Genomic DNA, 20,000 nt, shown 5'->3' with positions numbered 1-20,000 from the left:
AGTCATATGAACGATCCCATCGGCGATATGCTGACCCGTATCCGGAACGGCCAGATGCGGCACAAGTCCACGGTTTCGACCCCCGCGTCGAAGCTGCGGGGCTGGGTGCTCGATGTGCTGGCCGACGAGGGCTACATCCGCGGTTACGAGAAGACCACGGGCCCCGACGGACATCCGGCCTACGAGATCAGCCTCAAGTACTACGAGGGCACGCCCGTCATTCGCGAGCTGGCCCGGGTCTCCAAGCCCGGTCGCCGCGTCTACATGGCGTGCAAGGACATCCCGCAGGTCCGTCAGGGCCTCGGCGTGTCGATTGTCTCCACCCCCAAGGGTGTGATGTCGGACGCGAACGCCCGGACCGCCAATGTCGGCGGCGAGGTGCTCTGCACCGTATTCTAGAGGAGAAGGCAATGTCTCGTATTGGAAAACGACCGGTCGAGCTGCCGTCGGGGGTTGAGGCCTCCGTCTCCGGCCAGACCATCGAAGTGAAGGGGCCCAAGGGCACCCGGACCTTCACCGCCACCGACGACGTCACGCTGACCGTCGAGGACAACGCCGTGACGGTGACCCCGCGCGGCAAGTCCAAGCGCGCGCGCCAGCAGTGGGGCATGTCCCGCACCCAGGTCGCGAACTGCGTCCAGGGCGTGACGGAGGGCTTCAAGAAGGAGCTCGAGATCAACGGCGTCGGCTACCGGGCCCAGATGCAGGGCAACACCCTGAAGCTGAACCTCGGCTACAGCCACGACGTGAACTTCGAGACCCCGGAAGGCGTGACCATCCAGGCTCCGAAGCCGACCCAGGTCATCGTCGAGGGCGCCGACCAGCAGCAGGTCGGCCAGGTCGCCGCGAACATCCGTGAATGGCGTGCGCCGGAGCCCTACAAGGGCAAGGGCATCAAGTACGTCGACGAGTATATCTTCCGTAAGGAAGGCAAGAAGAAGTAAGGACGAGACAGATGGCTCAAGACAAGCGCACCTTGTTCATCAAACGCCGCCTGCGCGTCCGGAACAAGCTTCGCAAGGTGAACTCCGGGCGTCCGCGCCTCTCGGTTCACCGCTCGAACAAGAACATCAGCGTTCAGCTGATCGACGACGTCGCGGGCACCACGCTCGCCTCCGCCTCCTCCATGGAGAAGGAGCTCGGCGTTTTCGGCAAGAACAACCTCGAAGCGGCGGCCAAGGTCGGCGCGACGATCGCCGAGCGTGCCAAGGCCGCCGGCGTGACCGAGGCCCAGTTCGACCGGGGCGGCTTCCTGTTCCACGGGAAGATCAAGGCCTTGGCCGATGCCGCCCGCGAGGGTGGTCTGAAACTGTGACGACGAAGGTGGGGTGAAAGCCCCACCTTGGCCCGGATGTGCGGTGGGTTGAAAACCCTCCCCACGCCCGGGCCGACGCACGACCCGCAGGGTGGGTTTCGAACCCACCTCACGAAACTGGAAGGCGGCCCGCGCGGCCGCCTCGATGATCGGGGGCCCGGATGGGCCACTTCGATTGGACCAACGGGCGGAAGCCCACGCGAAAGGATGCCGCTTTATGGCAAGAGAACCGCAGAACCGGGGAGGCGGCCGTCGCGACCGCGACGAAGCTCCCGAATTCGCCGATCGCCTCGTAGCGATCAACCGTGTCTCCAAGACCGTCAAGGGCGGTAAGCGCTTCGGCTTCGCCGCGCTCGTCGTCGTGGGCGACCAGAAGGGCCGCGTCGGCTTCGGCAAGGGCAAGGCCAAGGAGGTCCCCGAGGCCATCCGCAAGGCCACCGAGCAGGCCAAGCGCGGCATGATCCGCGTGCAGCTCCGCGAGGGCCGCACCCTGCACCACGACATGGAAGGTCGCCACGGCGCCGGCCGCGTCGTCATGCGGACCGCGTCTCAGGGTACCGGGATCATCGCCGGTGGTCCGATGCGTGCCGTCTTCGAAATGCTCGGCGTCCAGGACGTCGTCGCCAAGTCGCTCGGCTCGCAGAACCCCTACAACATGATCCGCGCCACGCTCGACGGTCTCCGCAAGGAGCAGTCCCCCCGCTCCGTCGCGCAGCGCCGCGGCAAGAAGGTGGCCGACATCCTGCCCAAGCGTGACGAGACCCCGCAGGGCTCGTCGCAGGTCGCCGAGGAGGCTTAAACCATGGCCAAGACCATCGTCGTGAAGCAGATCGGCTCGCCGATCCGCCGCCCCGAGATCCAGCGCCAGACCCTCATCGGTCTGGGCCTGAACAAGATGCACCGCACGCGCGAGCTGGAGGACACCCCCTCCGTCCGCGGCATGATCAACAAGATCCCGCATCTGGTCGAGATCGTCGAAGAGCGCGGCTGACGCCCTCTTCGTCCCGAGATCGAAGCGCCCCCGGCCGAAAGGCTCGGGGGCGTTTCTCGTTTCAGGGACCGTGCGATGGCGTATCATGCGGCGAGCAGCCGCGGGGGAGGGGCGATCATGGCGACACGACCCGAATTCTGGAGCCGGATGGCCGAACGCTATTCCCGGTCCAAGATTCCGAACGAGGAGATCTACGAGCGGAAGCTGCGCGAGACGCAGGAGTACCTGACGCCCGAGAGCGAGGTCCTCGAGATCGGCTGCGGCACCGGGACGACCGCGATCCGCCACGGGCCCCACGCCAGGCACATCCTCGCGACCGACTACGCCGAGGGTATGCTAGAGATCGCCCGGAAGAAGGCCGAGGAGGCCGGAGTCACCAACGTGACCTTCGAGCGCGCCTCGGCCGAGGAGATTGACGAGGGGCGCGGGCCCTTCGACATGGTCATGGCGCATTCCATCCTGCACCTCGTTGGCGACCGGCCAGCGGTCCTCGCCAAGTGCGCCCGGCTGCTCAAGCCCGGCGGCGTCTTCGTCTCGAGCACCTTCACGCCGGGGCGGTGGCACCCCCTGCGCTTCGTCCTGCCCTTGCCGGGGCTGTTCGGATTCGTCCCTGAGGTCGGCTTCTTTTCCGAGGCGGACCTCGTCGCGGAAGTCGAAGAGGCGGGGCTCCACGTCGAACGCAGGTGGAAGCCGTCCCGCATGTCCGCACTCTTCCTGATCGCCCGCAAACAGGGAACCTGACCCGAACGTGATTGCCGGCCCGGGCCATGGCGTTACCTCTGCGTCAGTCCACCGCAGGAGGAAGAGACACATGACCCAGACACGCCGCAGCTTTCTCGTGACCGCCGCCGCCAGTGCCGGTGCCGTGACCGTTCTGCCCTACGCCGCCCATGCTGCCGCCCATACCGGCAACACCTTCGAGACCGAGAGCGGCCAGATCACCGTGCATCCGATCTCCCACGCCTCCTTCGTGATGGAGACGCCCGCGGGGACGATCTACACCGACCCCGTCGGCGACGCCGAGCAGTATGCCGACCTGCCCGCGCCGGACCTGATCCTCATCACCCACGAGCACGGCGACCACTACAACGCCGAGACCCTGAGCGCGCTGATGGGCGAGGAGACGCATCTCATCACCAACCCCGCCGTGGCCGACATGCTTCCGGAGGACCTGGCCGAGGGGGCGGAAACTCTCGCCAACGGCGACAGCACCACCTGGAACGAGGTGGAGATCGACGCGATCCCGGCGCACAACCTCACCGAGGACCGGATGAACTACCATCCGCCGGGCCGGGACAACGGCTATGTGTTGAGCATCGACGGGTTCCGCACCTACATCTCCGGCGATACCGAGCCGGTCGAGGAGATGCTGGCGCTCGAGAACATCGACCTCGCCTTCCTCTGCATGAACCTGCCCTACACCCAGACCGCCCAGCAGGCGGCCGAGGCGGTGCAGCAGTTCCAGCCGACCTACGTCTATCCCTACCACTACCGTGGCGGCGACGGCGGCACGCAGGACCCGGAGGAGTTCGCCGAGCTCGTGGGCGATGCCTCCGAAGTGCGTATCGGCGACTGGTACGAGCCCGACGTCATCTGATCCGGTCCTTCGACACGCCGGGCCCATGCCCGGCGTGTCCGTTTTCGCTCACGAATACTTTATCGCGCGTCCGATCTTCCCTAGCCTCGTGCCGGTTTCACGAGTGCGGACAGGGAGGTGCCAATGGCACGACGGACATCGCTCACCTACAGACGAAAAAGCCCGGAGGGGCAGTTGCCGATCGAGATCGAGGCGCGGCCTTCTTGGTTCGGCGCCGTGATCGGCGTCTTCTTCGGCGGCATCTTTCTCGTCGTCGCCTACAACTTCCTGGACCAGGGCATTGCCCGGCAGGGCATGGCGCTGGTCGTCGTGGGAGTTGCCGCGGTGGCGGGCCTGTGGGCCGCGCTGAGCGGCGTTCTGGGCCTGCTGAAGCGGCAGGACATCCGAATCGACGGCACGCAGGTCGCGATGACGCAACGGGGCCTGCTGGGAACGAAGACCTGGACCGAGCCGCTCTCGTCCTACGAGGGTGTGCGCTGGCGGCGGTTCCTGCAGTCGAACCACAGTGACGATTCCGACCGGGACAAGCACCGCCACATCCACGTCATCGATCTCAGCCACCCGGACAGCTCCAAGGACGTGACGCTCTTCCGCGAGCTCGTGCGGCCGCCCGGCTTTCTCCAGGCGATGAGTCTCCTGCGCGACTCGGTCACCGACCGCGAGCCGACGGATGAGGAACGGGCCGAAATCCGCGAGAAGGCGGACCGGATGGCGCGGACGACCCGCTCCGGAGAGCCGCGCGAGGTCTGGGAGGGCTACGCCCGGCTCCTCGGGTTGCCCGCCATCGACGAACGTGACGGCGCCCGCGAAGTGCGTGCCGCGGAGGACGTCGACAAGTCGCTGCGCCAGCTTGCCGACGAGGGACGCCTTGAGGAAACCGAATGGGCCGAGACCCCCGCGCCCCGGCCGCTGGAGGTGGAACGGGCAGGCGACCCCTCGCGGCCCGAGACACAGGAACTCCGGGTCCGGCTGCACGCGACCGAGGTGCCGGTCTGGGTCTACGGCGCGTTCGTCGGCATGGGCGTCCTGCTGCTGCTCTCCAGCCTCTTCTCGCTCGACGGCGGAGGCATGCTCTTCGGGCTGATCTTCGTGGGCGCCGGGGCGGGGGTCTGGTACCTGGAGCGGCGCAACCCGCGCGAAGTGCGGATCTCGCGCGAGGAGATCACCTACATCGTGCCCAACGTCGAGTCGCGCGGCTTCTCCGTGCCGCTGTCGGAAATCGAGAGCGTGCAGGTCCGTGACGTGCAGGGCGCGCAGGTCATGGGGCGTTCGGTCGCGCTCTTCGGAGGGCAGCTTTCGCTCTCGACAGACCGGGGCGAGCGGCGGCTGGCGGGCGGGCTCCCGCGGGACGCGCTGGACTGGCTCAAGCGCTACGTCACCTCGGCCATCGCGACGGCGTAACGCCGCAGAGGCGGGGCTTGAACGCGCGGCCCCGGGGACGTATACGCCCCCGGTGGCCCGGCACGGGCCCGTCTGAAACCGTCGAAAGCCGTGTCCCTCCCACCATCGCTTCGGGGAGGTCGTCCGGCAAAGGAGAAGCGACATGAAACTGAACGAACTCCGGGACAATCCCGGCGCCGCCAAGAAGCGCATGCGCGTGGCGCGCGGCCCCGGCTCCGGCAAGGGCAAGACCGCCGGTCGCGGCATCAAGGGCCAGAAGTCCCGCTCGGGCGTGGCGATCAACGGCTACGAGGGCGGCCAGATGCCGCTCTACCAGCGTCTGCCGAAGCGCGGCTTCAACAAGCCGAACCGCAAGACCTACGCCATCGTGAACCTGGGCCTGATCCAGAAATTCATCGACGCCGGCAAGCTCGGCACTGACATCACCGAGGATAGCCTCGTCGAGTCCGGCCTCGTCCGCCGCAAGAAGGACGGCGTCCGGCTTCTCGCCAAGGGCGAGCTCACCTCGAAGGCCTCGATCACCGTCAGCGGCGCCTCCGCCGGCGCGCGCGAAGCCGTCGAGAAGGCGGGTGGATCGCTCACCGTCACCGCTCCGGCCAAGGCCGAAGCAGAGGCGTAAGCGGTTGTGGGGGTCTTCGCGACCCCCTACATCACCCCTGTTCCGTTGACGCGCCGCCGCCCGCATCCCGGTCCGGCGGCGCTTACCTGACATAGAGAGCGCGCATGGCATCAGCAGCAGAGCAAATGGCCTCCAACATGAGCTGGGGCGCCTTCGGTCGCGCCACCGAGCTCCGGCAGCGCATCCTGTTCACCATCGGCCTGTTGTGCGTGTATCGCCTGGGCACCTACATCCCGGTCCCCGGAATCGACGGCGCCGCCCTGCGCAGTTTCATGGACGAAGCCGCCGCGGGTCTCGGCGGCGTGCTGTCGATGTTCACCGGCGGCGCGCTCGGCCGGATGGGCATCTTCGCCCTGGGCATCATGCCCTACATCTCCGCCAGCATCATCGTTCAGCTGATGGGCTCCATGTACGAGCCCTGGAAGCAGCTGAAGAAAGAGGGCGAGCAGGGCCGCAAGAAGCTCAACCAGTACACGCGCTACGGCACCGTGCTGCTGGCCACCTTCCAGGCCTACGGCTTGGCCGCCTCGCTCGAGGCGGGCGACCTGGCCTCCGATCCGGGACTGTTCTTCCGCGCCTCCGTGGTCATCACGCTGGTCGGCGGGACCATGTTCCTGATGTGGCTGGGCGAGCAGATCACCGCGCGCGGCATCGGCAACGGCATCTCGCTCATCATCTTCGTGGGCATCATCGCCGAAATCCCCGCCGCGCTGGCGCAGTTCTTCAGCCAGGGCCGGTCCGGTGCAATCTCTCCGGCCGTGATCATCGGGGTGCTGCTTATGGTCGCCGTCGTGCTGACCTTCGTGGTCTTCATGGAGCGATCTCTCAGGAAGATCCACATCCAGTACCCGCGCCGCAATGTTGGCATGAAGGTCTATGACGGTGGCTCCAGCCACCTGCCGATCAAGGTGAACCCGGCGGGCGTCATCCCGGCGATCTTCGCCTCGGCGCTGCTTCTGCTGCCGACGACGATCTCGACCTTCTCGGGGGGCGAGACCGCCGGCCCGGTGATGTCGACGATCCTCGCCTATTTCGGCCCCGGCCAACCGCTGTACCTGCTGTTCTTCGCGGCGATGATCGTGTTCTTCACGTTCTTCTACACCAAGGAAGTCGCCTTCAAGGTCGACGACGTCGCCGACAACCTGAAGAACCAGAACGGCTTCGTCCCCGGCATCCGTCCCGGCAAGCGCACGGCGGAATACCTCGACTACGTCGTGACGCGTATCCTGGTTCTCGGCTCGGGCTACCTGGCGCTCGTCGCGCTGCTGCCCGAAATCCTGCGCAGCCAGCTCGCCATTCCCTTCTATTTCGGGGGCACCTCGATCCTGATTATCGTGTCCGTCGGGATGGATACGATCCAGCAAGTCCAGTCCCATCTGCTGGCCCACCAGTACGAAGGGCTGATCGAGAAGAGCCAGCTGCGCGGTCGTCGCAGCGGCGGGAAGACGAAGAAAAAAGGACCGGCGCGCCGATGAACATCATTCTGCTGGGCCCCCCGGGGGCCGGAAAAGGGACGCAGGCCCGGCGCCTCGTCGAAGGCCGCGACATGGTTCAGCTCTCGACCGGGGACATGCTCCGGGAGGCGCGAACCTCCGGCACCGAGATGGGCAAGATCGTCGCCGACGTGATGGACCGTGGTGAGCTGGTGACCGACGAGATCGTCATCGGCCTCATCCGCGAGAAGCTCACCGAGGGCGGCGCGACCGGCGGCTACATCTTCGACGGCTTTCCCCGGACCCTGGCCCAGGCGGACGCGCTCGGCACGCTGCTGTCGGAACTCGGCGAGACGCTCGACGCGGCCGTCGAAATCCGCGTGCAGGACGAGGACCTGGTGTCCCGCATCTCGGCCCGCTCGACCTGCGGCAATTGCGGCGAGGTCTACAACGACGAGACCAAGCCGATCCCGGCCGACGGCAAGTGCACCACCTGCGGCGGCACGGAGTTCAAGCGGCGCGAGGACGACAACGCCGAGAGCCTCAAGACCCGGCTTCTCGCGTACTACAAGCAGACCTCTCCGCTGCTCGGCTACTACCACGTGAAGGGCCTCCTGCGGCGCGTCGACGGCATGAAGGAGATCGACGAGGTCTCTGCCGAAATCGAGGCCGCGCTGGACGCCTGACTGACCCGTGGAAACGGCTTGACAGGGGGGTTGACCCGAAGGGCGTCTCCCCATAGTTAGCCCCATCCCGAACGGGAGAATCGTGGGCCATCGCGGGTCGCACCCGCCCAAAGGCCCGACCACCTCGAAGTGACTTCGGCCCGCGCATTCCGCGGGCCTCAGTTGTGAAAAAAGGGCCTGGAGCTACGGGCTCGCAACGAAAGGACGCATACCCTTGGCACGTATCGCCGGCGTGAACATCCCGACTGCAAAGCGGGTTCCGATCGCCCTCACCTACATCACCGGTATCGGCCCCTCCTCCGCGAAAGCGATCTGCGAGGCGGCGAATATCGATCAGAGCCGTCGCGTGAACGAACTCTCGGACTCCGAGTTGGTCGCGATCCGCGAGCACATCGACGCGAACTTCACCGTCGAAGGCGACCTGCGCCGCGAGACGCAGATGAACATCAAGCGGCTCATGGACCTGGGCTGCTACCGCGGCCTGCGCCACCGCCGCAACCTCCCCGTCCGCGGTCAGCGGACCCACACCAACGCTCGCACGCGCAAAGGCCCCGCGAAGGCCATTGCCGGCAAGAAGAAGTAAGGGAGGCACTCAGCTATGGCACGTCAACCCAGCCGTGACCGCCGCGGCGGCACCAAGAAGAAGGTCTCCAAGAACATCGCCGCCGGCGTTGCTCATGTGAACTCTTCCTTCAACAACACCAAGATCCTGATCTCCGACGTCCAGGGGAACGCGATCTCCTGGTCCTCGGCCGGCACCATGGGCTTCAAAGGGTCGCGCAAGTCGACCCCCTACGCCGCCCAGATGGCCGCCGAGGATGCCGGCAAGAAGGCGCAGGAACACGGCGTCAAGACGATCGAGGTCGAGGTCCAGGGCCCCGGCTCGGGCCGTGAATCGGCCCTGCGCGCACTGGCCGCCGTGGGCTTCAACATCACGTCCATCCGCGACGTGACGCCGATCGCCCACAACGGCTGCCGCCCGCCGAAGCGCCGCCGCGTCTGACCGCTACGCTATTTCGGGGGAGTCCGCGGCCCGCGCGGTCTCCCCTGCCGTATTTTGAAACCTCGGGAGTCCGGAGTCTCGGTCATGGGCATCGGACGGGAATGGAGGGCCGCATGATCCACAAGAATTGGGCCGAGCTCATCAAGCCGACGCAGCTTGATGTGAAGCCCGGCAACGACCCCATGAAGGTCGCGACCGTCGTCGCCGAACCGCTCGAGCGCGGCTTCGGCCTGACGCTCGGCAACGCGCTGCGCCGCGTCCTGCTGTCGTCGCTCCAGGGCGCCGCCATCACGGCCGTCCAGATCGACAACGTCCTGCACGAATTCTCGTCCGTGTCCGGCGTCGCCGAAGACGTGACGGATATCGTCCTGAACCTCAAGGGTGTCTCGATCCGCATGGATGTCGAGGGGCCGAAGCGTCTCACGGTCCAGGCCAAGGGGCCGGGCGCCGTCACCGCCGGCGACATCTCCGAGAGCGCGGGGATCGAGGTCCTGAACAAGGATCACGTGATCTGCCACCTCGACGAGGGCGCCGATCTCTACATGGAGCTGACGGTCAACCAGGGCAAAGGCTACGTCGCCGCCGACAAGAACAAGCCCGAGGATGCGCCGATCGGCATGATGGCGATCGACGCCATCTACTCCCCCGTCAAGAAGGTCAGCTACGACGTGCAGCCCACCCGCGAGGGTCAGGTGCTGGACTACGACAAGCTGACCATGAAGGTGGAGACCGACGGCTCCGTCAGCCCCGAGGATGCAGTGGCCTATGCCGCGCGGATCATCCAGGACCAGCTGGGCGTCTTCGTGAACTTCGACGAGCCGGAAAGCGCGTCGTCCTCCTCCGACGAGGACGGTCTGGAGTTCAACCCGCTCCTGCTCAAGAAGGTGGACGAGCTCGAGCTTTCGGTCCGCTCGGCGAACTGCCTGAAGAACGACAACATCGTCTACATCGGCGACCTCATCCAGAAGACCGAGGCCGAGATGCTGCGCACGCCGAACTTCGGCCGCAAGTCGCTCAACGAGATCAAGGAAGTGCTCTCGGGCATGGGTCTGCACCTCGGCATGGACGTCGAGGATTGGCCGCCGGACAACATCGAGGACCTCGCCAAGAAGTTCGAAGACCAGTTCTAAGGGGAACGGCGGGGTGAGACCCCCGCCACGTGAGGTGGGTGCCCGACCCACCCCGCACCCCGCGAACGACCCGGGCAATCCCGCCCCACCAAGGAGAGCCGGAGGCAACGCACCCCCGGCCGGACAAAGCACAAAGACGGAGATAGAAATATGCGTCACGCCCGCGGATACCGCCGCCTCAACCGTACTCACGAGCACCGCAAGGCGCTCTGGGCAAACATGGCCGGCTCGCTGATCGAGCACGAGCAGATCAAGACGACCCTGCCCAAGGCCAAGGAGCTGAAGCGCGTGATGGACAAGCTCATCACGCTCGGCAAGCGCGGCGACCTGCACGCCCGCCGCATCGCGGCCTCGCAGCTCAAGCAGGACGCCCACACCGCGAAGCTCTTCGAGGTCCTCGGCCCCCGCTACGCCGAGCGCCAGGGCGGCTACACCCGCGTCCTCAAGGCTGGCTTCCGCTACGGCGACATGGCCCCGATGGCGATCATCGAGCTGGTCGACCGCGACGTCGACGCCAAGGGCGCCGCCGACCGGGCCCGGCTCGAGGCGGAAGAGAACGAAGACGCGTAAGCACTAGCGCGGGCCGCAACCCGGCCCGCCAGCATGCGCGAATGAAAAGCCCCGCTCCGGCGGGGCTTTTTGCGTCAGTGCGGGGGCGTGTCGGGCCGTTTTACCGGACGCGTCAGCAGGTAGGCCAGCAGCGCGTCGAGATCGTCGGGGTCGAGCTTCCTGAGGCGATTCACCACCGCGGCGCTGACCTCCTCGTGGGTCATCCCGTGCTTAACGGTTCTGTCCATGCGGCCTCCCAACGTCGTCACGCGACGTCCTTTCGTCATACAATTTATAGTTGACCGAAAATCGCGTAACTAGTCTAAAAGGCTATGTCTTACAGACTGGGGTTGGATCGTTGCACTGGTGTCTTGGCGCGTATTGCGCCGAGCGGATACTTTTTTGCTCTGCACATCCGCAAGACCCTCCCCCTCCTGCGCGAGCAGACCTTTCCCGAGAGCTGGGTGGAGGTCTACGAGCGTGAGGTCTACGCAGTTCGAGACCCGATCGTGGCCTGGGGTTTCAGCCGGACCGGCGTCATCCGCTGGAGCGAGCTGGACCTTCCCGATCCCTTCGACATCCTCGGACAGGCCCGTGCGCACGGGCTGGCCTTCGGCGCTTCGGCGGCATGGGGACCGATTTCGTCCCGCAGCATCGCCTCCATCGCCCGATCCGACCGCGAATTCACGGCGGAGGAGATCGGGACCCTCGCGGAGACCCTGCGCCGGATGCACGATGTCACGGAGCCCCCCAAGGCGCTGACCGACGCCCAGATCGAGGCCCTTCGGTGCATCGCGGAAGGGGATCGGTACGCGGCAGCGGCAGCGAAACTCGCGATTTCCGAGAGCGCGCTCAAGGCCCGGCTGCGGTCGGCCCGCGAGTCGCTCAAGGCGCGGACCACGACGGAGGCGGTCCGTCTCGCGCAGGGCCTGCAGCTCGTCTGATCCCCGGATCCTGATCGCTCCGACCGGGTTTCGCGCCCTTCGACCCAGAAAACCCAAGAAACGGAGAGAACAGGCATGCAAGCCGCAACAATATCCTTCGCCAATCTACACAACCATGGCGAGCTTTTTGCGAATATCCTTCGCGCGAGACGCGATAGCTTCATAGTGCGGCGCAACTGGGATCTGCCCGAGAGCATGGGCATGGAGTACGACCAGTACGACACGCCCGCGTCCCGCTGGCTTGCCGTGCACGATGGGGCCGGCCGCCCGCTGGCCGGTTGCCGCCTGACGCCGACCACCGCCCGCTGCGGCATCTATTCCTACATGATCCGCGACGCCCAGACCGGCCTGCTGGACAGTATCCCGCGGGACCTGCTGCATGGCGAGGCGCCCGTCGACCCGCAGGTCTGGGAGGTGACGCGCGGCTTCGTCGTCTCCGACCTTCCGGCCGCGCAGCGGCACAAGGTGCGCCTGCGCCTCGTCCTGCAGATGCTGCGGACCAGCCGGGAGGAGGGCATCACCCGTATGCTCGCGCTCCTGCCGTCGAACTGGCACCGCTGGGCCGCGCGCTGCAAGCTCGAGATGACGGCCGCCGGCCGCGAGATGGAGATGGGCGGCATCAACTACCAGGCTGTCTGGATCGACTTCGCGCCGCAGCTGCACTGAGGTTTGGCGAGGGCAGGGCGGCGCTTTCTTTCCGGCCGCCCCGCCCTTATCTGAGCTGCATGTCCGATCTCTTCGATCAACCCGGCGCCGACCGTTCGTCAGAGGCCCCGCGCCCCCTCGCCGACCGTCTGCGCCCCCGTGCCCTGGCGGAGGTCATCGGCCAGGACCAGGTGCTCGGCCCCGAGGCGCCGCTCGGTACGATGCTGGCCTCCGGCGCGCTTTCCAGCCTCGTGTTCTGGGGCCCGCCCGGTGTCGGGAAGACGACCATCGCGCGGCTGCTGGCGGACGAGACCGACCTGCACTTCGTCCAGATCAGCGCGATCTTCACAGGGGTGCCGGAGCTGCGGAAGGTCTTCGAGGCGGCCAAGATGCGGCGGCGGAACGGGCAGGGGACGCTGCTCTTCGTCGACGAGATCCACCGCTTCAACAAGGCGCAGCAGGACAGCTTCCTGCCGCACATGGAGGACGGCACGATCCTCCTCGTCGGGGCCACGACCGAGAACCCCTCCTTCGAGCTCAACGCCGCGCTCCTCTCCCGCGCGCAGGTGCTGGTGCTGGAGCGTCTCGACCTCGCCGACCTCGAACACCTCGCCCAGCGGGCCGAGGCCGAGCTGGGCCGCGCGCTGCCGCTCGACGGCGAGGCGCGCGAGGCCTTGCTGGAGATGGCCGACGGCGACGGGCGGGCGCTGCTGAACCTCGTCGAACAGGTCATGGGCTGGAAGGTCGAGGGCAAGCTCGACACCGGCGGATTGCAGACCCGCCTGACCCGCCGCGCCGCGCAATACGACAAGTCAGGCGAGGCGCATTACAACCTGATCTCGGCCCTGCACAAATCCGTCCGCGGCTCCGATCCCGACGCCGCGCTCTACTGGCTGGCGCGGATGCTGACCGGTGGGGAGGACCCGCGCTACCTCGCCCGCCGTATCACCCGCATGGCGGTGGAGGATATCGGCCTTGCCGACCCGCAGGCCCAGACCATCTGCCTGCACGCCTGGGAAACGTACGAGCGGCTGGGCTCGCCCGAGGGCGAGCTGGCGCTCGGGCAGGCGGTGACCTACCTCGCGCTCGCGCCGAAATCGAACGCGGGATACGCGGCCTTCAAGGGCGCCATGGCCGCCGCCAAGCAGACCGGCTCGGAGCCGCCGCCCAAGATCATCCGCAACGCGCCCACCAAGCTCATGAAGGACCTCGGCTACGGCGAGGGCTACGCCTACGACCACGACGCCGAGGATGCCTTCTCGGGGCAGAACTACTTTCCCGACGGCATGAAGCGCGGCGTGTACTACACGCCGCCCGACCGCGGCTTCGAGCGAGAGCTGAAGAAGCGGCTGGACTACTTCGTGAAGCTGCGCGCCAAGCGCCAAGGTTGACAAGACCGGCCACCGGCAGGAGAGAGCGCCCATGCTCGTCACCACCCTTCAGGTCGCCCTCGGCGGCGCGATCGGCGCCGCGGCCCGGTATCTCACCGGGGTCGGGATGGCGCGCGCCTTCGGGGTCACCGGGTTCCCGCTTGGCGTGCTGACGGTCAACGTCGCGGGCAGCTTCGCCATGGGCATCCTCGCCGCCGCGCTCGCCCGCCGGGGGCTCGCCCACCTCAATCCCTTCCTGATGACCGGCGTGCTCGGCGGCTTCACCACCTTCTCGGCCTTCTCTCTGGAGGCTGTCATTCTCTGGGAGCGGGGGCAGGCGGGTCAGGCCGCGCTCTACGTCGCGCTTTCGGTCATTCTCTCCATCGGCGGTCTCCTGGCCGGGCTCGCCCTCGCACGGAGCCTCGCATGAGCGGCGTCCAGACCCTCACTGTCGGCCCGGACGAGGGCGACCAGCGCCTCGACCGCTGGCTGAAGCGGCGCCTGCCGCAGATCACCCAGGGCCGCATCGAGAAGGGCTGCCGCAAGGGCGAGATCCGCGTGGACGGCGCCCGGGCCAAGGCGTCGACCCGCGTCGAGGCGGGGCAGCAGGTGCGCGTGCCGCCGGTCTCCGACGCGCCCGCGCCCGCGCCCAAGGCCGAACCGCGCATCCGCGACGAGGACGCCGAGATGATCCGCGCCTGCGTCATCTACCGCGACGCCGATATCCTCGCGATCAACAAGCCCGCCGGCCTGCCCACCCAGGGCGGCACCGGGCAGACCCGACACGTCGACGGGCTTGCAGAGGCCCTGCGCTTCGACGCGGAGGAGAAGCCCCGCCTCGTTCACCGGCTCGACAAGGACACCTCCGGCGTCCTGCTGCTGGCCCGCTCGCGGCGGGTGGCCAAGGCGCTGACCGAGGCGTTCCGCTCGCGCGAGACGCGCAAGATCTACTGGGCCGCCGTCGCGGGCGTGCCGACTCCCCGCATGGGCACGATCAAGTTCGGCCTGGTGAAGATCCCCGGTCACGGCGCGCGGGGCGAGAACGAGAAGATGCGCTGCCTGCATCCCGACGAGGTCGCCCGCACGCCGGACGCCAAGCACGCGACGACGGATTACGCGGTGATCGAGGGCCTTGCGCAGCGCGCCGCATGGGTCGGTCTCGTGCCTGTCACCGGTCGGACGCACCAGCTGCGCGCGCACATGGCGGAGCTGGGCCACCCCATCGTGGGCGACGGCAAGTACGGCGGCTCGGGGCAGGAGAACCTGGGCGACGGCTGGGGCGCGCAGCTCGGCGGCGAGATCAGTCGCAAGCTGCACCTGCATGCCCGCTCGTTGTCGCTGACCCATCCCGTCACCGGTGCGCGTCTCCAGCTCACCGCGCCGCTGCCCGAGCACATGGCCCGCACCTGGGACTACGTCGGCTGGCGCGCCGCCGATGCGCCTGCCGATCCCTTCGAGGAGATCGAGCCATGAGCGAATGGAAACTCAAACGCTTCTGGACCGAGGCCGCCGTGGTCGAGGCCGAGCGGGGCTACGAGGTTCGCCTGGACGGACGCCAGGTGCGCACGCCCGCCAAGGCGGCTCTCCGGCTGCCGAATCGTGCCCTGGCAGAGGCCTCGGCCGAGGAGTGGAACGCCCAGGAGGGCGCGGTCGACCCTATGACCATGCCGGTCACCCGGGCCGCGAACAGCGCGATCGACAAGGTGATCCCGCAGTTCGACGAGGTTGCCGAGATGATCGCCGAGTACGGCGGCACCGACCTGCTGTGCTATCGCGCCGAGACACCGGATGAGCTCGTCCGCCGCCAGCAGGACGGGTGGGACCCGCTGCTCGACTGGGCGGCGGAGCGCCTCGGCGCGCGGCTTCGGACGGGGGCGGGCGTGATGTACGTGCCGCAGGACCCGGACGCCATCGGCCGGCTCGACGCGCAGGTCCGCGCGCTGGACCCCTTCCGCCTGACTCCTTTCGCTGACCTGGTGAGCCTTTCGGGCTCCCTCGTCCTGGCCTTCGCCGTGGCGGAGGGCGCGCGTGCGCCGGCCGACGCCTGGGCCCTGAGCCGGATCGACGAGGACTGGCAGATCGAACAGTGGGGCGAAGACACCGAGGCCTCCGAAGCCGCCGCCGTGAAACGGGCCGCCTTCCTCGACGCAGCGCGCATCTTTGATCTCGCAGGGCGCTGAAGCACCGTCCAAAGCGCTTGGGATTGTGCACGTATTTGAGGCAATTGGTGCAACCTGCGGCAACCTTAGCCTTGACCTCATGAGCGACACCGGCCACGCTTCCCTGCGTTGAGGGGGGGCGACTTCCTCGCATAAGCGCCCGGAACAGGGCGTCCACTCATAATGGCTCTCCGCCGCCCTGGAGGGCCGATCAGGAAGAGGTAACTTATGAAGACATCCGTATTCCTCGGTGCGCTCACCGTGGCCGGCTTCGCCGCCGGCGCTTCGGCTGCCCAGACGCTCGACGACGTCCAGTCCCGCGGCAACCTGAACTGCGGCGTGACCACCGGCCTCGTCGGCTTTGCCGCGCCCGATGCGAACGGCGTCTGGGAAGGCTTCGACGTCGCCGTCTGCCGCGCCGTCGCCGCCGCCATCTTCGGCGACCCGATGGCCGTCGAATTCGTGCCGACCACCGGTCAGACCCGCTTCACGGCGCTCGCCTCCGGCGAGATCGACCTGCTGGCCCGGAACACCACGTGGACCTTCACCCGCGACACCGACCTCAACAACGAGTTCGTGGGCATCAACTACTACGACGGGCAGGGCTTCATGGTCCCCCGTGACCTCGGCGTGTCCTCCGCTCTCGAGCTGGACGGCGCCACCGTCTGCATCCAGACCGGAACGACGACCGAGCTCAACCTGGCGGACTTCTTCCGCGTGAATAACATCGAGTACGAGCCGGTCCCGATCGAGACCAACGCCGAAGCGCAGCAGCAGTACCTCGCCGGTGCCTGCGACGTGTACACCACCGACGCCTCCGGCCTCGCGGCGACCCGCGCGACCTTCGAGGATCCCTCGGCCCACGTCATCCTGCCCGAGATCATCTCGAAAGAGCCGCTCGGTCCGCTCGTCCGCCACGGCGACAACGAGTGGGGCGACATCGCCCGCTGGGTGCTCAACGCGCTGATCGCCGCCGAGGAACTCGGCGTGACCTCCGCGAACGTCGAGCAACTGGCCGAGGAAGGCACCGACAACCCCGAGATCAACCGTCTTCTCGGTGTCGAAGGCGAGCTCGGCGCGATGATCGGTCTCTCCAACGACTGGGCCGTGAACGCGATTGCCGCCGGCGGCAATTACGGTGAGCTCTTCGAGCGCCACATCGGCGAGTCGACCCCGATCGGCCTGGCCCGCGGCCTGAACGCCCAGTGGACCGAAGGCGGCCTGCTCTACGCTCCGCCGTTCCGCTAAGACCTAGCGCGAGAGGGCCCCGTTCGCGGGGCCCTCTTCGCATCCTCTCGCGCAAGCCAACACGAGTTTCCGGACAAAAGCGGGACGCACCGGTGCAAAAGCCGGGCGGCACCCGGGGAAGGCAACGGAAACCGGGGAGACACAGATGTCGGCGATTTCGCACGAACCGCAGGCCGGTGGCTTCCGGCTCTCTCAGCTCATCTACGATACGCGCTACCGGTCCCTGACCATTCAGGTCGTGGCGCTGATCCTGCTGGTGCTGGGGCTTTCCTGGCTGGTGTCCAACACGGTCCAGAACCTCGAGGCGCTCGGCAAGGATTTCGACTTCGGCTTCCTGACGCAGCCGGCCGGTTACGACATCAACCAGCGGCTTATCGAGTACGATTCCCAGATGAGCCACGGTCGTGCGGCTCTCGTGGGTATCCTCAACACCCTGCTCGTCGCGCTGCTCGGCTGTGCCGCCGCGACGATCCTCGGCGTCTTCTTCGGCGTCCTGCGGCTCTCCAAGAACTGGCTCGTCGCCCGGCTCGCGGCGGTCTACGTCGAGGGCTTCCGCAACGTCCCGCTCCTGCTCTGGATCATCGCGATCTTCGCCATCATGGCCGAGGGCATGCCCCAGCCCCGCGACTTCCGCGAGGGCGGCGGCGCCTCGATGCTGGTGGGCGACAGCGTCGCCGTCACCAACCGCGGCATCTACATTCCGAACGTCGTCTTCACCCGCTCGCTCGGCGGCAACGAGGTCGTCGCGCCCGAACCCGAGGAACCTGACGACGCCGGAACGACCGGCGTCGCCTCCGGGACCTACGGCGGCAGCCGCATCGCCACCGGCGGCGCGGGCGTCTCCACCGGCCAGGATGACCAGGACGCGGCCGATGCCCGGAACGCACAGAGCGCGGCCGGTGAGGACGACGCGGCGGAGGGAGAGATCGTCCCCTCCTCCTCGGCTCTCGACTGGCTCGTCGTGCTTGGCCTGCTGGTTCTCGGCATCATCGCCGCGCGCATGGTCACCGCCTGGGCGAAGCGCAAGCAGGAGGCCACCGGCAAGCGGCCCCGCACGCTCTGGATCAACCTCGCGCTGATCCTCGTCGCCCCCGCCATCGCGCTCTTCCTGCTCGGGGCGCAGTTCGATTACCCCGTGCTCGGCGGCTTCAACTTCGACGGCGGCGTGCACCTGCGCAATTCGCTGATCGCCCTCTGGTTCGCCCTCTCGCTCTATACCGGCGCCTTCGTCGCCGAGATCGTCCGGGGCGGCATCCTCGCGATCTCAAAGGGCCAGTCCGAAGCGGCCTTCGCCCTCGGCCTGCGTCCCAACCGCACCATGCGGCTGATCATCCTGCCCCAGGCGCTGCGGGTCATCATCCCGCCGCTGATCTCGCAGTACCTCAACCTGACCAAGAACAGCTCCCTGGCCATCGCGGTTGGCTACATGGACGCCCGCTCGACCCTGGGCGGCATCACCATCAACCAGACCGGACGCGAGCTGGAGGGGATGCTTCTGCTCGGGCTCTTCTACCTCGTCCTCAGCCTCGTCATCTCGAGCCTGATGAACGTCTACAACAACTCCGTGAAGCTGAAGGAGCGCTGAGATGAGCGATACACACGCCCAGACCCAGCCCTTCGTCCGGGGCGAGATGCTGCCCGAGTCCGAGCCGCCGCTCGCCGAGAAGGGCGCGGTGAAGTGGCTGCGGGAGAACCTCTTCTCCGGCTGGCTCAACATCCTGCTGACCGTGGTCTCGCTCTACGTCATCTGGGTGGTCCTCAGCACGGTAGTGCCCTGGACCGTCCTCGGCATCTGGGACGCGGACAGCCTCACCGGGTGCCGCGAGATCCGCGACGCCCGCTACGGCGAGGGGATGGAGGTCGCCTGCTGGGCGGTCATCGCCGACCGCTGGCAACAGCTGCTCTTCGGTTTCTACCCGCGGGATCTCTACGCCCGTCCCGTGCTTGCGCTGCTCGTCTTCTTCGCGGGTATCGCGCCGGTGCTCTTCACCGGCCTGCCGCGCAAGCTGCTCTGGGGTTCGCTGGCCGCGCCCTTCGTCATGTACTGGCTGCTCTGGGGCGGCTCGATCTGGGGCCCGATCGTCGTGGCGCTCGGGCTCGCCGTCGGCGCGCTCGCCTTCCAGGTGGGCAACCGGGCTCAGGGCGCCCTGCTCGGCGGCATCCTCGCGATCGTCGTGCCGATCCTCTACTGGCTCTTCCTCGCCGGGCCGCTGATCCGCGCCCTCGCGTCGGTCCTGCCCATCGGGATCGAGTTCGTGCCCTCCGACGACTTCGGCGGCTTCATGCTCTCCTTCATCATCGGCATCGCGGGCATCACGCTCTCGCTGCCGCTGGGCATCCTGCTGGCGCTGGGACGGCAATCGGACCTCTTCATCATCAACAAGGTCTCTGTCGCTTTCATCGAGATCATCCGCGGCGTGCCGCTGATCGTCTGGCTCTTCACCGCCTCCCTGCTGCTGAACTACTTCCTGCCGCCGGGGACGAACTTCGACCTGATGCTGCGGGTCATCATCATGGTGACCTTCTTCGCCTCGGCCTACATCGCCGAAGTGGTGCGCGGCGGCCTCGCCGCTCTGCCCAAGGGTCAGTACGAGGCCGGTGACGCGCTCGGGCTCGACTATGCCAAGTCCATGCGGCTGATCATCCTGCCGCAGGCGCTGAAGATCGCCATCCCCGGCATCGTCAACACCTTCATCGGCCTCTTCAAGGACACCACCCTCGTCGTGTTTATCGGCCTGCTCGACCCGATCGGCCTGTCGAACTCGATCCGGGCCACCACCGACTGGAACGGGATCTACTGGGAGCTCTTCGTCTTCATCGGCATCCTGTTCTTCATCTGCTGCTACAGCATGGGCCGCTATTCCCTCGCACTCGAGCGCAAGCTCACCCGCGAGAACCGCTAAGGAGATC

25 protein-coding genes are annotated in these 20,000 nt (G+C 67.3%); 24 read left to right on the top strand and 1 reads right to left on the bottom strand.

All coding sequences use genetic code 11. From position 1 onward, the window contains the following. Nucleotides 1-6: 6 nt before the first annotated feature. The 15 genes from rpsH (at nt 7) to rplQ (ending at nt 10,745) form a co-directional block, all read left to right on the top strand. Nucleotides 7-399 (top strand): 30S ribosomal protein S8, encoded by a 393-nt coding sequence (gene rpsH, locus F3S47_RS05305; protein WP_150444140.1) that lies wholly within the window; start codon nt 7-9, stop codon nt 397-399. An 11-nt stretch (nt 400-410) separates the two neighbouring features. Further along, entirely contained in the window at nt 411-944 is a 534-nt protein-coding gene (gene rplF / locus F3S47_RS05300; RefSeq protein WP_150444139.1) for a 50S ribosomal protein L6, read from the top strand. Nucleotides 945-955: 11 nt separating this feature from the next. Then, nucleotides 956-1,315 carry a 50S ribosomal protein L18 gene (rplR, locus tag F3S47_RS05295; protein WP_150444138.1) on the top strand — a complete coding sequence of 120 codons (360 nt, stop codon included), beginning with the start codon at nt 956-958 and terminating at the stop codon, nt 1,313-1,315. Nucleotides 1,316-1,532: 217 nt separating this feature from the next. Beyond that, nucleotides 1,533-2,114: a 30S ribosomal protein S5 gene (rpsE, locus tag F3S47_RS05290; protein ID WP_150444137.1), complete on the top strand. Its 582-nt coding sequence runs from the start codon at nt 1,533-1,535 to the stop codon at nt 2,112-2,114. 3 nt (nt 2,115-2,117) lie between these two features. Next, the gene (gene rpmD, locus F3S47_RS05285; RefSeq protein ID WP_150444136.1) at nt 2,118-2,306 is read left to right on the top strand and encodes a 50S ribosomal protein L30; all 189 of its coding nucleotides are present in this window, start codon (nt 2,118-2,120) and stop codon (nt 2,304-2,306) included. A gap of 117 nt (nt 2,307-2,423) precedes the next feature. Then, nucleotides 2,424-3,047: a class I SAM-dependent methyltransferase gene (locus F3S47_RS05280; RefSeq protein ID WP_191090077.1), complete on the top strand. Its 624-nt coding sequence runs from the start codon at nt 2,424-2,426 to the stop codon at nt 3,045-3,047. A 70-nt stretch (nt 3,048-3,117) separates the two neighbouring features. Further along, nucleotides 3,118-3,903: an MBL fold metallo-hydrolase gene (locus F3S47_RS05275; protein WP_150444134.1), complete on the top strand. Its 786-nt coding sequence runs from the start codon at nt 3,118-3,120 to the stop codon at nt 3,901-3,903. Between the two features lie 123 nt (nt 3,904-4,026). Next, nucleotides 4,027-5,304 carry a hypothetical protein gene (locus F3S47_RS05270; protein ID WP_150444133.1) on the top strand — a complete coding sequence of 426 codons (1,278 nt, stop codon included), beginning with the start codon at nt 4,027-4,029 and terminating at the stop codon, nt 5,302-5,304. 142 nt (nt 5,305-5,446) lie between these two features. Then, entirely contained in the window at nt 5,447-5,923 is a 477-nt protein-coding gene (gene rplO / locus F3S47_RS05265) for a 50S ribosomal protein L15 (RefSeq protein WP_150444132.1), read from the top strand. Nucleotides 5,924-6,027: 104 nt separating this feature from the next. Further along, nucleotides 6,028-7,398 (top strand): preprotein translocase subunit SecY, encoded by a 1,371-nt coding sequence (gene secY / locus F3S47_RS05260; protein WP_150444131.1) that lies wholly within the window; start codon nt 6,028-6,030, stop codon nt 7,396-7,398. Then, the gene (locus F3S47_RS05255; protein WP_150444130.1) at nt 7,395-8,042 is read left to right on the top strand and encodes an adenylate kinase; all 648 of its coding nucleotides are present in this window, start codon (nt 7,395-7,397) and stop codon (nt 8,040-8,042) included. The genes secY and F3S47_RS05255 overlap by 4 nt, the downstream gene beginning before the upstream one ends. Before the next feature lie 214 nt (nt 8,043-8,256). Then, nucleotides 8,257-8,625, top strand: a complete 369-nt coding sequence (rpsM, locus tag F3S47_RS05250) for a 30S ribosomal protein S13 (RefSeq protein ID WP_150444129.1) — start codon at nt 8,257-8,259, stop codon at nt 8,623-8,625. Nucleotides 8,626-8,640: 15 nt separating this feature from the next. After that, nucleotides 8,641-9,045: a 30S ribosomal protein S11 gene (rpsK, locus tag F3S47_RS05245; RefSeq protein ID WP_150444128.1), complete on the top strand. Its 405-nt coding sequence runs from the start codon at nt 8,641-8,643 to the stop codon at nt 9,043-9,045. Nucleotides 9,046-9,158: 113 nt separating this feature from the next. Then, nucleotides 9,159-10,175 carry a DNA-directed RNA polymerase subunit alpha gene (locus tag F3S47_RS05240; protein ID WP_150444127.1) on the top strand — a complete coding sequence of 339 codons (1,017 nt, stop codon included), beginning with the start codon at nt 9,159-9,161 and terminating at the stop codon, nt 10,173-10,175. 150 nt (nt 10,176-10,325) lie between these two features. Then, nucleotides 10,326-10,745: a 50S ribosomal protein L17 gene (rplQ, locus tag F3S47_RS05235; protein ID WP_150444126.1), complete on the top strand. Its 420-nt coding sequence runs from the start codon at nt 10,326-10,328 to the stop codon at nt 10,743-10,745. Between the two features lie 74 nt (nt 10,746-10,819). On the opposite strand, the gene F3S47_RS19300 is transcribed toward rplQ, so the two are convergent. Continuing rightward, nucleotides 10,820-10,972, bottom strand: coding sequence for a hypothetical protein (locus tag F3S47_RS19300; RefSeq protein WP_191090076.1), 153 nt, complete (start codon nt 10,970-10,972; stop codon nt 10,820-10,822). A 123-nt stretch (nt 10,973-11,095) separates the two neighbouring features. Here F3S47_RS19300 and F3S47_RS05230 point away from each other — a divergent pair, with 123 nt between their 5' ends. The 9 genes from F3S47_RS05230 (at nt 11,096) to F3S47_RS05190 (ending at nt 19,993) form a co-directional block, all read left to right on the top strand. Continuing rightward, nucleotides 11,096-11,668, top strand: coding sequence for an autoinducer binding domain-containing protein (locus F3S47_RS05230; protein ID WP_317978255.1), 573 nt, complete (start codon nt 11,096-11,098; stop codon nt 11,666-11,668). Between the two features lie 75 nt (nt 11,669-11,743). After that, nucleotides 11,744-12,334, top strand: coding sequence for an acyl-homoserine-lactone synthase (locus tag F3S47_RS05225; protein WP_150444124.1), 591 nt, complete (start codon nt 11,744-11,746; stop codon nt 12,332-12,334). A gap of 59 nt (nt 12,335-12,393) precedes the next feature. Beyond that, nucleotides 12,394-13,704, top strand: a complete 1,311-nt coding sequence (locus F3S47_RS05220; protein WP_150444123.1) for a replication-associated recombination protein A — start codon at nt 12,394-12,396, stop codon at nt 13,702-13,704. Nucleotides 13,705-13,735: 31 nt separating this feature from the next. Further along, the gene (crcB, locus tag F3S47_RS05215; protein ID WP_150444122.1) at nt 13,736-14,113 is read left to right on the top strand and encodes a fluoride efflux transporter CrcB; all 378 of its coding nucleotides are present in this window, start codon (nt 13,736-13,738) and stop codon (nt 14,111-14,113) included. Further along, complete coding sequence (locus tag F3S47_RS05210) at nt 14,110-15,156, top strand: RluA family pseudouridine synthase (RefSeq protein ID WP_150444121.1); 1,047 nt, start codon at nt 14,110-14,112, stop codon at nt 15,154-15,156. Before crcB ends, F3S47_RS05210 begins: the two co-directional genes overlap by 4 nt. Beyond that, nucleotides 15,153-15,863: an ATP12 family chaperone protein gene (locus tag F3S47_RS05205; protein ID WP_150444120.1), complete on the top strand. Its 711-nt coding sequence runs from the start codon at nt 15,153-15,155 to the stop codon at nt 15,861-15,863. Before F3S47_RS05210 ends, F3S47_RS05205 begins: the two co-directional genes overlap by 4 nt. 207 nt (nt 15,864-16,070) lie before the next feature. Continuing rightward, a complete protein-coding gene (locus F3S47_RS05200) occupies nt 16,071-17,090 on the top strand; it encodes an amino acid ABC transporter substrate-binding protein (RefSeq protein ID WP_150444119.1) in 1,020 nt (339 codons plus the stop codon). A 145-nt stretch (nt 17,091-17,235) separates the two neighbouring features. Next, a complete protein-coding gene (locus tag F3S47_RS05195; RefSeq protein ID WP_150444118.1) occupies nt 17,236-18,675 on the top strand; it encodes an amino acid ABC transporter permease in 1,440 nt (479 codons plus the stop codon). Nucleotide 18,676: 1 nt separating this feature from the next. Next, on the top strand, nt 18,677-19,993 hold the full coding sequence (locus F3S47_RS05190) for an amino acid ABC transporter permease (RefSeq protein ID WP_150444117.1): 1,317 nt from the start codon (nt 18,677-18,679) through the stop codon (nt 19,991-19,993). The last annotated feature ends 7 nt before the right edge of the window (nt 19,994-20,000 follow it).

The organism is Histidinibacterium aquaticum, assembly GCF_008710275.1.
GTDB classification, from domain to species: Bacteria; Pseudomonadota; Alphaproteobacteria; order Rhodobacterales; family Rhodobacteraceae; genus Oceanicola; species Oceanicola aquaticus.
This window is presented reverse-complemented; position numbering and strand designations above follow the sequence as displayed.